The 12,389-nt window shown below is 69.3% G+C and carries 12 protein-coding genes; all 12 read right to left on the bottom strand.

What is annotated here, in order from left to right; translation table 11 throughout:
• Positions 1-71 precede the first annotated feature (71 nt).
• Positions 72-2,687 (bottom strand): tetratricopeptide repeat protein, encoded by a 2,616-nt coding sequence (locus KGD84_RS30375; protein ID WP_220563732.1) that lies wholly within the window; start codon positions 2,685-2,687, stop codon positions 72-74.
• 590 nt (positions 2,688-3,277) lie between these two features.
• Positions 3,278-4,762 (bottom strand): tyrosine-type recombinase/integrase, encoded by a 1,485-nt coding sequence (locus KGD84_RS30370; RefSeq protein WP_255646892.1) that lies wholly within the window; start codon positions 4,760-4,762, stop codon positions 3,278-3,280.
• The gene (locus KGD84_RS30365; protein ID WP_255646891.1) at positions 4,759-5,019 is read right to left on the bottom strand and encodes a helix-turn-helix domain-containing protein; all 261 of its coding nucleotides are present in this window, start codon (positions 5,017-5,019) and stop codon (positions 4,759-4,761) included. Before KGD84_RS30365 ends, KGD84_RS30370 begins: the two co-directional genes overlap by 4 nt.
• A 310-nt stretch (positions 5,020-5,329) precedes the next feature.
• On the bottom strand, positions 5,330-5,725 hold the full coding sequence (locus KGD84_RS30360) for a hypothetical protein (RefSeq protein WP_220563730.1): 396 nt from the start codon (positions 5,723-5,725) through the stop codon (positions 5,330-5,332).
• A complete protein-coding gene (locus tag KGD84_RS30355) occupies positions 5,722-6,615 on the bottom strand; it encodes a DNA methyltransferase (RefSeq protein ID WP_255646890.1) in 894 nt (297 codons plus the stop codon). The genes KGD84_RS30360 and KGD84_RS30355 overlap by 4 nt, the downstream gene beginning before the upstream one ends.
• 47 nt (positions 6,616-6,662) lie before the next feature.
• Positions 6,663-7,418, bottom strand: a complete 756-nt coding sequence (locus KGD84_RS30350) for a hypothetical protein (protein ID WP_255646889.1) — start codon at positions 7,416-7,418, stop codon at positions 6,663-6,665.
• Positions 7,419-7,572: 154 nt separating this feature from the next.
• Positions 7,573-7,926 (bottom strand): hypothetical protein, encoded by a 354-nt coding sequence (locus KGD84_RS30345; RefSeq protein ID WP_220563728.1) that lies wholly within the window; start codon positions 7,924-7,926, stop codon positions 7,573-7,575.
• Between the two features lie 83 nt (positions 7,927-8,009).
• Positions 8,010-8,672, bottom strand: coding sequence for an ArsR/SmtB family transcription factor (locus tag KGD84_RS30340; RefSeq protein ID WP_220563727.1), 663 nt, complete (start codon positions 8,670-8,672; stop codon positions 8,010-8,012).
• 76 nt (positions 8,673-8,748) lie between these two features.
• Positions 8,749-9,366, bottom strand: coding sequence for a hypothetical protein (locus KGD84_RS30335; RefSeq protein ID WP_220563726.1), 618 nt, complete (start codon positions 9,364-9,366; stop codon positions 8,749-8,751).
• A 99-nt stretch (positions 9,367-9,465) separates the two neighbouring features.
• Positions 9,466-10,140: a hypothetical protein gene (locus KGD84_RS30330; RefSeq protein ID WP_220563725.1), complete on the bottom strand. Its 675-nt coding sequence runs from the start codon at positions 10,138-10,140 to the stop codon at positions 9,466-9,468.
• 104 nt (positions 10,141-10,244) lie between these two features.
• A complete protein-coding gene (locus KGD84_RS30325) occupies positions 10,245-10,859 on the bottom strand; it encodes a hypothetical protein (protein ID WP_220563724.1) in 615 nt (204 codons plus the stop codon).
• A gap of 111 nt (positions 10,860-10,970) precedes the next feature.
• Positions 10,971-11,579 carry a hypothetical protein gene (locus tag KGD84_RS30320; RefSeq protein ID WP_220563723.1) on the bottom strand — a complete coding sequence of 203 codons (609 nt, stop codon included), beginning with the start codon at positions 11,577-11,579 and terminating at the stop codon, positions 10,971-10,973.
• Between the last annotated feature and the right edge of the window lie 810 nt (positions 11,580-12,389).

Genomic DNA, 12,389 nt, shown 5'->3' with positions numbered 1-12,389 from the left:
TTCCTCGGGCCTGTAGCCGGGGCAGTAGAGCCCTCCTGCCTCCTGTGTGACAGAGAATGTTTCGCTCTCTGTCACACAGTGCGCGGCTCTGGCCACTCCCACGACTCGGCCAGAGCCCCGTCCGGCTTCAGCCCGTAGCGCTGATACGCCTTCGGTGACCCTCCCCGTAACCGGGCCAATGCCGCCAGGGCAGAAGTTCTCCCGGCGTTGAGGGCTTGGAGGGTGAATTGTTCGGCTGCTTCGTGTTCTCCGGCCTCCTCCCGCAACCGAGCTAACTCAGTCAGGGCTCTGGTGTGTCCGGCTTCGGCGACGCTCTTGAGAAGCCGTTCGGCCCCCTCCCGGTCCCCTGACTCCTCCAGTCGCAGGGCTAGCTGTGTGAGGCTGAGCGGATCCCCGACCCCGAGAGCTAGATGGGCGTACAGTTCGGCTTCCTGGTGTTTTCCGGTCTCCTCCAGTAGCAGGGCCAGCCGTGTGAGGGCGAGAGGCTCACCGGCCTCGACGGCGCTCTTGAGAAGCCGCTCGGCCTCCTCTCGGTCCCCGGCCGCCTCCCGCAACCGGGCCCGTACCGTCAAGGTGAAAGGCTCCCCGGACCCGAGAGCTTGGTCTCCGGCCCCCTCCATTAGCTGGGCTAACTGCGTTATGAGGGTGTTCTCAAGGTCCAGGGCCTGGAGGGCGAACTGTTCGACTACTTCCCAGCCTTCGGCCTGCTCCCATGTCCAGACCAACTCAGTCACGACGTCGAAGGTCCCGGCTTCGGCGGCTCTCTTGAGAAGCTGCTCGCTCCCCTCTCGGTCCCCGGCCTCCTCCCGCAACCGAGACAAATGCATGAGGACGAGAGGGTCCCCGGCTTCAGCGACACTCTGGAGCAGTCGCTCGGCCCCCTCCCGGTTCCCTGCCTTTTCCCACAACCGGGCCAGTGCCGTCAGGGCTCTGGTGTTCCCGGCTTCGGCAGCGCTCTGGAGAAGCCCCTCCGCCCCCTCCCGGTCCCCCGCCTTCAGCCGCAACAGGGCCAGATCCGCTGTGGCTCCGACGTTCCCGGCCTCAATGGAGGCACAGGACAGCCGGGCGCTGTGGCGGTACCGGCATCGCGACTTGGCAGCGCGGGCCAGCCTGTTGAGGTCGGCCGGGTCGCTCATGTGGGCCATAGCCGCGTCCCAAAAAGACGTGGGAGGACACAGGGTGTGGCGACTGCGGCGACCGTGCTGCCGGAGGAAATCGGTCAGGAGCACCACATTCGGAAGCGCCCCCATCCCCGTGGAGCGGGGCACATTCTGCAGGGGCCGGGCCGTGTCCTTGACCAGCGTGCAGGCGTAGGCCAGAGCGCCAGCGAACCAGTCTGGGGCGGCGCCACCGCGTTCGATGTCGGTGAGGTAACCGGGAGCCGCCGCCTGGAGAAAGTCCAATGTCAGCGGCCCCGTCACACCCAGGCGGTAGGCGTCCATGGCAGCGCTGATCAACGCCTGGCCGTAGACACCATGTTGCCCGGCCGGGTGCTCGTAGTGATCGACCAGATCCGGGCCGGCGGCCAGCACCTGGGTGAGATCAGCTGCACCGCTCTCCACCGCTTCGGCCAGGGACGAATCGTGGTGGGCTACTTCACGCGCCACGCTCAGGTGCTCAGCGAAAGATCCGGGGACATTGATGTAGCGGGCCTGGCTGAGTAGTTTCCGGGCGTTGCTGTGCTGGTCCTCCGTGCCCGGGGCAGGGCGCTGGGTAAGGGCCTGGGCATGCTCGGGCCACAAGGTAGCGATCACGAGGAGGGGACCTGCAGCGTCCAAGCGGCGCAGCAGTGCGGCTGCGACCGCCTCACCTACGGGCCCGTCCAGGTATTCCTGGGCTTCGTTGAGCCACAGTACGGTGCGCGGTCCCACCGCGTCAGCAGCCAAGGCCGCGAGTAGCCCCTCGGCGTCGGCGGGAAAGAGCAGATCGAAGTCGTTGGGCGCGGCTGCGGTCACGGCTTCGTAGGCAGTGCGGGTCTTGCCGGTGCATGATGCTCCTCGCACCACCACCATCTGCGGCCGCGCCCCCTCGGCCGCCGCGGCGGTCAGGTGGGCGCGCAATTCGGCGTCGTGGGGACGGGGCACGTACCGGGGAAGAACGAAGTCGCTCTGCTGCGCCCCCGCGGAGTGGCCTGGGATGGCCGGGTGCACTCCGAGGCGCTGCGCCGACCAGGAGCCCACTGGGCGTGGTCGGTCAGCCAGAGCCGCCTGGCGGGCTCGCCGCTCGTTCTTCTCCAGAGCCGCGTGGGCGCTCTGGCGTCGGGCGGAGTCCTGGTTGGCCTGTATCCGGCGGCGCTGTTCGGCCTCCCAGGACGCGCGCCATCGGTCGGGATCCATCAACTCGGCGACGGTGCAGTCGTCGGCGGAGTCCGCAGGGTTATCCAGCAGATCCCGGCGGGCAGCCTCGGCGCGGATCTGCGCCAGGACGCCCAGCAGCGGTTCCACCTGCTGGGGGAAGCGCTTCCCACGCAGCCAGGCCCCGACCGTGTCCCGAGAGGCCTGCACGTCGGTGTGCTTGCCCAGGGCGTTGTCCGAGGGTTTGCGATCCAACAGGCCGCGTTTGAGCGCCCCTACCTTGCGCAGGTCCTCAAAGATGTCCGGCTGCGCACCCATCGCCGCCCTTCCGGTGTCCGATGTCCGGGAAGGGGGCCCACCGGACACGATCAGTCTACGGCTGTCAGCAGCCATGTGACGAGGATTGATCTGATTTCACGGCAGACAGCTGCAGGACACGGCACCGGACAGGCAGTTTTTCTCACGACCCGCCCTACCGGCGGACCTCTCCACCTGAGAAAGGCACCCTGATGTCCGTACTCCAGTTGCTTGCGCTGCTCTTGGCCCTGTCCGTGGCCGTGCACATTGGCTGCGCCGGAGCCTTCATTGCCTGGCGGGGCGGCACTCGCCCCGCCAGTGCTCTTCTGGTCGGTGCGAGTGCCGCCGGAACCGTCTGTGCCCTGTACCTGACGGCTGTGGGCGCCTACTACTGACTGCCCCTGTACGCCCTGCAGCTCGGCAGTCCTGCCTGTTCAGGTGCTGCCGAGCTGGGGTTCGTTCGGGTTCCTCCAGCCCCTCGGAAAACTGGTGACAGATGCTGTGGCAGTTGGTGACGTTCTCCCGCCGTTCAACAAGCGTGCTGCTGTGGCGTTGAGCCCTCTGACACAACCCAGCGGGCGGGTCGCCCCCGGCGTGGCCGCTGTTCGCCCCCCGGGCGTTTTCCCTGTTGGTGCGGACGCCGAAGGGCCCTGCAACGGTGCAGGGCCCTGGCGTGTTGTGGTGCGTCAGCGTGTTGCAGGGGCACGGTTGGCGGTGAACATCGCGGCGGTGGCTTCGGCGGCGGCTTTGGCGACGTCGGGGAACACGGTCTGGTACGTGTCCTGGGTGAAGTGGGTGGTGGCGTGGCCGAGTTCGGCGGAGACCACCTTGACGTCGACGCCGGCGGCCAGGGCGGTGGAGGCGGCTCCGTGGCGCAGCCCGTGCAACCCGATCGGGGGCAGGTCCGCCGCCCTGCCGATGCGGTTGAACCAGTCGGTGACCTCCGCCGGATGCCACCCCTCGCCGTTCTCGCGGGTGAACACCAAACCGCTGTTCACCCAGTCCTTTCCGGCGGCGAGTTTGGTCTCCAACTGGTGGCGGCGCCACCGCTTCAACACCCGCACGGTCGTGGCATCCAAGGTGATGGTGCGAGAACCCGCATCGCTTTTCGGGGTACTCGTGATGGTCTTCCACCCCACCTGCACGATTTGGGTGGTGATATCGACCTGTCCATCGGTGAGTCGCACGTTCCGCCAGGGGAGCCCGACCGCTTCGCCGCGTCGGAGCCCTTTGATGGCGATGAGGTGGAACAGGGCGTAGAGCCAGGGGTATTTGCGGGCGTGGGTGAGAAACGCGGTGGTTTGGTCAGGCGTCCAGACCATGACCTCACCGGGGACGGTGCCGTCCTTATGCCACTTCGTCACCCGGTCGGTGGTCCACACCAGGGGCTTTTTCCTCGGGCAAGACGGGAGTCGGGCGTGGGAGGCGACGTTCACCGTGATGGGCAGTTCGGGTGAGCGGACCGCATCCGACAGGGCGCTGCGCAAGGTGGCGCGGATGCGGTGCTTGGTGGACAGCGAGGTGACCCTTTTTCCTTTGACCTGGGCGCGCACCTGCGGGTCGGAGGATTCGCGGCATTCCAGGACGTGCTCGTTGTTCTCCTCGATCGTGGCGAACATGGCCTCGACGTGGCGGGCCTGGAGCTTGTTCAACGCCAACTGCCCCAGGTGGGGGATGAGGTGGTTACGCAGGTGCCCGGCATAGGAGGAACGGGTGCCCTCGGCCAGCCCGGGCTTGCCCTTCAACCACTCGGTCAACCACTCCGCCACCGTGGGGACGGTGGTGCGCACGTCCACACCGAGGTTGATCCGCCGCCTCACTTCCTCAACGTTCGGTAGGGGTGTGCGGGCGCGCAGGGCGGTCTGGATGAGGTCGGCGACCCGCACCAGCGTTTCGGGTTCGTCGCCGTGGGCGGTTTCGAGCAGGATCTTGATGTGGGCGAGCTCCGTCAGAGCATCCTCCTGGGATGCCAGGCCGACCTTGCGGGCCTGGCGGCGTTTGCCGTCGGCGGTGGGAGGGAGTTCGATCTGGTAGCCCCACCGGCCGTGGGTGGAGCTCCAGGTGCCGTTGCGGCGCCGCAGCTTGGGGCAGCGCGCCCCGACGGGTGTGTGGGTGTCGGGGTGGCGGCAGGTGCAGCGTTTGAAGGTGGAGCCTTCGCGTACGGTGCTCACCGGTCCTCGTTCTCCTCCGGGGTAGTGGTGCGCGCACCGCATCCACAGGTTGTGGACAGGCCGAGGAAAACAAGGAGACCAGCGGTGGGGATCCGCCAGTGGCGGCCCACCTTGTAGACCGGGACCGGGAAGGTCCCGTGGTTGAGGTGGCGGTAGACGGTGGTGCGGCTCATCCCGAGCAACCGCCCCGCGTGTGCAGGCGTGACCCACACGGGCAGGGCACCGACCTCGGCCAGCACTGGCACGGTTCTGTTCACCTCATCCACCTCGTTCCCGACCTCGTTTTCCCTGGTCGCACACGGTGCGCGGCCCCGCCGATCGCGGGGCACCACGTATCCACGCTCGACCTCGGCGAGCATTGCAAGCGGATCATCGAAAAATCCCAACGGATGTCTCCTCCACCTCCCCACCTGGGCCGATACCGGGCCCGATGCCGCTTGCGGGCCTGTGCGGCCGCTGCGGCCCTGAACACCCCCGGACGGCCCCCGTGGGCCCTGTCCGGGGGCGTGGGGCCGTGTGGGGCACCACAGCGCCCCACACGGCCCCGACCGCCCTACCCGGCCGGTATCAGTCGGGTCGGACGTGCCCGGTGTACGTGGCCCAGGCCCGGTGGGCGGCCCTGACCCGCTCAGGGATGGCGACCGCCCGGTACCGGGCCGCCCCGTGCTGGTGTTCGACCATGTAGTGGTCGCCCTCCCACGCCGGGATCCGCTTCAACAGGGCCCCCACGTGGGCGACCTCGGCGAAGGCGTCGGTGTCGGTGGTGGTGTGCGGGAAATAGGTGATGTCCAGCGTCGTGTACTGGCTGACAGGCAGGTCCGGGTTCTCAGCCAGGAAGTCCGCCAAGGCTCGCAGGTCGGCGATGATCCGGGAACGCAACGCGGGTCCGGCGGTGTCGGTGAACGGCATGCTGGTCTTTCCCGTCTCGGGCTCGGAGGTCTGGTCGGGGTCCGGGGTGTTCACGCGGCACGCACCTCCCGCTCCTTGTTCTTCTGCGTGCTCGGGTTGGTGAACACCAAGGCGTCCTCGTGCTGGACCACGTGCACCGGTACTCCGCCCTTGCGGAGCCTGCGCACCTCGACAAGCTGGAAGAACGAGGTCCGTCCCACCACCTCGCCGTCGCGGACCGCGCACAGCAGGGCGGCGCACCGGTCGATCTGCACCAGCCCCGCCTCCTGGCACGCTTGGGTGATCTGTCCGGGGAAGTCGATGAGCTTCCCGTCCTTGCGGAAGGGGCGAGTGGTCACCACCACGACCCCATCGGGCGCGAGCAGGTCCCGGCAGGCCGCCATGATCCGGGCGAACGAGTCCGCGAGCGCTTGCGGCCGTTGGTAGGCGAGGTTGGCGGCGCGCCGGTCGCGGTCCCGGGAGTAGGTGTAGGCGGTCTTCTCCACCGTGTCCGCGCCGTCGCGACGGGAACGGACCTGGCCGTGGGTCATCGACCCGTACGGCGGGGAGGTGATTACCAGCCGCACCCGCCCTGCGAGCGCGGTCTTGGCCAGGCGTGCGGCGATCTCGGCGGCGTCGCCGGTGTGCACCTCGCCTGACCCGGTCGCGCCCTGCACTGCGGCGGTCTCCAGGTTCAGCCGGGCGATGGACGCCCACTTGGGCTCCAGCTCGATCCCGACCGCCCGGCGGTCCTGGTGGGCGGCTTCGACCAGGGTGGTGCCTATCCCGCACATAGGGTCCAGCACCACATCACCGGGACGGGTGTAGGTGGCGATGGCGTGTGCGGCGATGGCCGGAAGCATGCGCGCGGGGTGCTCCAGGGATAGGCGCGAGTACCGGTTGCCCCTTTGGCGGGCGGCCTGCTGTTGGCCGGTCTCCCACACCGACCTTCCCGACGTGGACACGCGCGGAGCCGAGGATGAGACGGAACCCTCGTTGTTCTCGTGGTGCATCAGGCCGCCACCTCCCCGGAGCGGCCGGCGTCGGGGCGGTGCGCCGACCTGCGCAGCCGGAACACGCTGATGTTCAGGTGCGCGGGCGAGGTGACGGTCACCGCGGCCTCGGCCACCGACGGCGGCAACCCCACCTCCTCCACCTCGGGGTCGTTCTCCCACCAGCCCAAACCGGAGTCGTCGTCCTGGCCACGGACGGGGACGGTGGTCCCGAGCCCGCCCTGGCAGATCGGCGCGGTCAGCGCGATGACGTGCTGGAGGTAGACCAGGTTCGCGCAGGCAGCGGCGCGTACCACCGCCGGGGCCGGGTCGATCAGGGCCCCGGTCCGGGTGTGGTCCAGGCCGGTGATCACGGCGACGATTCCGCCGGGGCGGGTCACGGTCGCGGCGAACAGCAACCGCGCCCGTACCGACGCTCCTTCGGGCCGGACCCGTTCGGAGGGGGCGGGTACGTGCAGGACAGCGAGGTCGGCCCATCCCACCTTCTCCGAGCTCTCCTCGCCCGGTTCTTCGTTGTTGCCGGTCGTGGTGGGTGTGGCGGCGCGCCCAATCTGAAGGGCCGCGCTGGCGACGGTCAGCGTGCCGGTCAGGTCCGCGACCGCCTGTCCGGAGCGGGTGTACTCGACCACCAACCGGTCGGCCAACCGGGTAGGAACGAGGCGCTGCTCGGTGTCGTGGTCATGGGTGCCGCAGGACCACACCGCCAGCGGCGGCCTGCCCGGGGTGTCGGGCCACGAGGTCGGCTTCTCTCCCAAAGGGTCCCTCCTCCTTCTTTGTTGTGACGCCCTTGAGGAAGTCGGCCAGGGGTGGGGATGCGACACCTCGCGGGAAAGAAAGCTGAAGCCCCGGGACCCGCACCAGCACGAGGCTGGTGCGGGTCCCGGGGCTTCACCCGGTCGTCGGTAGAGGTCAGGTGCGCCGGTGTTCGATCCGGCAGGGGCAGCCCGCCTGCTGCACGAGGCTGCGCAGGATCAGCGGCATCGGGAGGGCGATGATGGCGGCGAGCCGGTCCAGGGGCAGGCCGTGGCAGCAGCGGCCGGTGGTGCGGTCGTGGGCGGTCAGGTGGTGTCCGCAGTGGCCGCACAGGGTGCCGGGTCCGCGCTCGGAGTGGTGGACCATGCCGGGCCAGTCACCTTGCACGTAGTAGCGGTCCAGGAGCCGGGCGGTGCGCGCCACCGTTCCGGCGAGGGTGACCAGGACGCACGCTCCGGCCAGGAACAGGGCGGTTCCCCATCCGGGGCAGGGGTCCCAGTAGGGGTTCATGATGAACACTTCTCATACCTCCCAGGGGTATTAGCGAGATGGGGGTGCGGGCTGGTTCGGGCCCGCACCCCCGGGGTGGCGGGTCAGCTGCCGGTCTTGGCCGAGCGGTAGCGACGGGGCTTGTCGCCGGTCTGCGCCGCGCGCCCCTCCTTGGCCAGGCGGGCGAGGTTGTTCTGGATCGCGCCGATGGACCGCCCGCCCAGGAGGTGGCTGATCTCGGTGGCGGTGAACTCCTCCTCGGGGGAGGTGTCCAGGAGGGCCTTGACCATCACCTTGAGTTCTCCGGGTGCGAGCCGGGGAGACCCGCTGACCGGGTTGGGCGCGCCGACCTCGATGAACACCGCCTCCGAGGTGGCGGGTTCGGCGGTCGCCGCCTTGCGGGGCAGGTCGCCGTTACCCGGAGCGGGACTGTCCTTCTCCGCTTTCGTCTGGGAGGGGGCCGGGTCCTCCGGGGACGAGGTGGCCGGGGCGGACTTGGCGGTCTCCTGCGGGGAGGCGGGCGCCGGTGCGGGGGCGGCGTGCCAGGTGTCGGGCAGCCGCTTGTTCCCCTCGCGCCCGCCCTGGGTGCGCACCGCCTTCTTCTCCTTCCCCAGCGTGTTGAGGTGCTTGGACAGGGTGGAGGTGCCCAGCCCGGTCTCCTCCGCCAGCGCGGAGACCGTGACGGGGCCGGAGGTGTGGGTGAGGGCGGCCAGGATCAGGGCGCGGGTGTGCTCGGCAGACCGGTGCGGAGCAGCGGTGGTGGTCATGGTGAACGTGTTCCTTTCTGCGGGTTCGGGTTGGTCGCCCGGGGCCGCCCCGCCCCTCGCGGGGCGGCCCCGGGGGTCAGGCGCGGGTGTCCGGGGCCGAACGGGCCTGGTCCTTCAGAAGCCGGGTGAACCGGGGATCTGGGGTGTCGTAGGTGAGCGTTTCGGTCCAGGTGGTCAGGTGCCGGTCCTGGTAGTGCAGGTCCACGGTCACGTCGAGGTCCTCAGGGCGGCGCCGGGCGCTGCGCAGGGCGAGGGTGAACCTTCGGTCGTTGCGCCAGGTGAGGAGGTCGGTGACGTAGCGGGTCTCGTCCTCGCCGGTCTTGTACCGGGGGCGCCGGTCCATGTACCAGCCGAGCGTGTTGAGGTGCTGTCGGAGCTTTTTGTGCAGGCGGCAGGTGTGCAGGTTCTGGCCGATCCACCGGGTCGTCTCGTCGCGGGCGTGGTCGGTGAGCGCGGCGGCGATCTCCTCCAGGTCCCCGCGGTAGTGGACCAGGTCCGAGACGAGGTCGCCGTGGCCGTAGACGACCACGGTGGGGCGCCGCCAGTCCTCGTGCCGGGAGTGGGTCACCGCATAGTCGGCCTCGCGGTAGGCGACCCTGATCAACCCTCCCGGTCCCCGGGCAGCTAGGTCGTCGAGCAGGTCCACCGTGATCTCCGCGTCGGAGAACCTGTCATAGGGCGGGGTGAAAGCCATGGGATGCGTCCTTTCGGGCATGCCGAGCCGAGACTCGGCGCTACGGGGGTGCCGGGTGTCGGGGCCGTCCCGCCCCTGTGCGGGGCGGCCCCGGGGGTGTCAGGTGCGGGTGCGGCGCAGGTAGGCCTGGATCGCCTCGCTCACCCGGTGGGCGTGGTGCGCGGCGGTGAACTGGTTGCGCATCCGAGCGGGCCACCCACTCACGTGCCGTCCCCGGTCGGTGATCCTGATCAGGGAGAGCGCTCCGGTCGTCTCGTCCACCGGGCTGGTGACCGTGACCGTGATGCTGGGTGCGGCCCGGTAGGCGTACCGGTCGGTGACCGTCCGCCGTGTGGCGGTCGGGCCGCCGGGGCGCAGGCGCTTGTCCCGGTAGTGCGGGACGGCGGTCAGGTCGAGGTCGTAGCGGCGCAGGTGATGGCGCATGCGGGTGACGACATAGCCGGTGGCGGCGATGTTGTCGAGCTGGTCGTCCATGCAGTCGATGGCGGTGCAGTCCACCGCCGCGACCAACTCCTCCCAGGCCCGCTCCCCGTAGTCCCAGCGGAACGCGCGCAGGTCCCAGGTCAGGTCGTGGTGGCCGTACACGATGAAGTGGGTGCGGTTCTGGTCCGGGGCCAGGGTCTGGGCGTGGGTGACCCGGTAGTCCTGCCGGAACAGGTCGGCGATGATCACGCCGCCGGGTCCGATCCTGTCCAGGGCGCGCAGCATCCCCGAGGTGATGCGGGCGTGGGTGAACCAGTCGGAGATCGTCACGTCGGGTTCCTCGTCGTACACGGAATGTCCCTTTCTGTGGGCGCGCCGAACACCGGGCACGGCGCGGGTAACGGGTCGGGTGGTGGGGCCGCCCCGCCCCTCGCAAGGGCGGCCCTGGTGGGCGGTCAGTCGCGCAGGTCCAGGTGCAGACGGGCCCGCTCCCCGGCCAGACCGGCGAACCGGGGCACGCCGCTGGTGCGGGTGATGCGCTCGGACCAGCCGGTCACGTGGCGGCCTGCGCAGTACAGGTCCAGGACCGCCAGGAGGCTGTGCGATTGGCGCTGGACGGTGCACAGGGTGACGGCGACCCTGCGGTCCTCGCGCCAGGTGAAGGTGTCGTCGGTGCGCAGCCCGCCGTCCTCGGTGGTGCTGAACTGGGGCCGGGCGTTGAGGTGCAGGCCGTGCCGGTGCAGGTCCTCGCGCACCCGCCACACCAGGGAGGTCGCCCACCGGGTGCGGTCGACCCAGCCCGGGAGGTCGGCGCGTGCCGTCCGGGTCAGTGCGGCGGCGGCCCCGGTCAGGTCGCGGTGGCGCAGGGCCAGGTCCAGGCACAGGTCGCCGTACCCGTAGATGAAGATCCGGCGCCGGTTCCAGTCCAGGTGCTCGGCGCGGGCGACGGCGTACCCGCTGCTGTCGGCATCGGGGACGATCACGGCGCCAGGGCCCGTTCCGGCCAGGGCGAGCAGGTCCTCAGACGTGACCTCGGCGGCCAGGAGACGGGTCAGGTTCAGATCGATCACGAGAATGCGGTTCCTTTTCGGGCATGCCGAACACAGGCTCGGCAGTGGTTCGGGAAGAAGGGGGCCGCCCCCGCCCCTCGCAAGGGGCGGCCCCGGTGACGCGGTAGGTGGCTACAGGTCCAGGTCCAGGGCGCCGTCGACCGCGGCGGCGATCAGCCGGTGGACCTTGTGGGCCTTGAAGGTGCCCGCGGCGCTGACCGTCAGGTCCGCGACCGGCCGGGGGACCTCGCCCGGGGCGCACACGGTGATCCGGGTCGCCTCCAGGTAGCCGAAGGTGACCGTGACGCACGCGGTGATGCCGGTGTGGGTGCGCCGGTAGTAGTCCGTCATCCGCGGCAGTCCCCCGGCCTCGATCTCGAAGGTCGGGGCGGCATCCAGATAGACCCGGGCTCCGATCAGCGCCTCGCGCAGCCCCTGCACCTGGAGGTTCATCGCGCGGATGCCGGGCCAGTCGGTGAGCTGGTCGTTGGCGATGTCGGTCAGGTCCCGGGCGAGTTCCTCATCGGTGGCCGGTCGTCCCTGCTCCTTGAGGTCCCGGGCCAGGTGCTTCAGCCCGCTGCGGCCCGTGATGATCATGTGAGAGGGGGCCGGGGCCTTGTCGCCGCTGACCGCGTGGACCCAGGAGGTCGCCTCGTCCCAGACCAGGCAACCGGCGGTTCCCTGGTCGTGCAGCTTGTCGATGTTGGCGGGGGTGACGGTGATCCCTGTCTTGTAAGGCATACTCGTGCTCACAGCACACTCCACTTCGTTGGTTGTGTGGGAACCGCGCCCGTCATCGGGCTCCACACCTTGCGGCGGGCGCGGTCGTTGTAGGTGGGGCCGGTCGGAAGATGACCGTCTTCCGGCCGGCCGCATCACTCGACCGGGGGCGCCCGGTCGCCACTCTGTTCTTCTGCGCGGTGTGCGCATGTATTCACGGGAATTTCCCCCTTTCCATTCCGTCGTTCCGTTTTCTGCGGTCCGAGGTTCGCTTGGGTATCTCGGGTTTGTCAACTCGCCCCGTGAACCTTTTTCCGCACCCCCGGGAAACGGTTCCGTTCTCCGGGGCGGACCCTAGGTGACCTTGGGTGGCGCGGGTTTGTCAACTCGTGCTGCGGAAAACTTTTCCCGCCCGCCCCGGGGGCCGTGTTCCGCCCTGGTGGCACGCCAATAGCACCTTGGGTTCAGCGGGGTTGTCAACCCGCGGCGCGAGATTTCTCGCGAGAATCTTTCCCGCCCGCATGCCAGAGGAAGGAACCACGCGCGCGTGAGGGAGTAAATTTCACGTTCGCGATTTTTCTGGATGATCACCATTTCCATGATCTGATCAATGATGGATGATCATGAAAGCGGTCATAAATGTGTCCTGCTGTTGTTTTTGTGGTGATGGAGAGTGGTGCTGTCAGTAGGGATGGGGATGGGGGAGGGGGAAGCAGGTCGGCAGGAGAGGAGGGGTGACCGCCCGGCCGGTCGGGGCGCGGAGGAGGGGGCGCCGCCCGCCCTACGTGAAGAGGAACTACCCACTTGGGTATGTGTCTGGATAGCGAAGGG

The sequence above is a fragment of the Nocardiopsis changdeensis genome (genome assembly GCF_018316655.1).
GTDB classification, from domain to species: Bacteria; Actinomycetota; Actinomycetes; order Streptosporangiales; family Streptosporangiaceae; genus Nocardiopsis; species Nocardiopsis changdeensis.
This window is presented reverse-complemented; position numbering and strand designations above follow the sequence as displayed.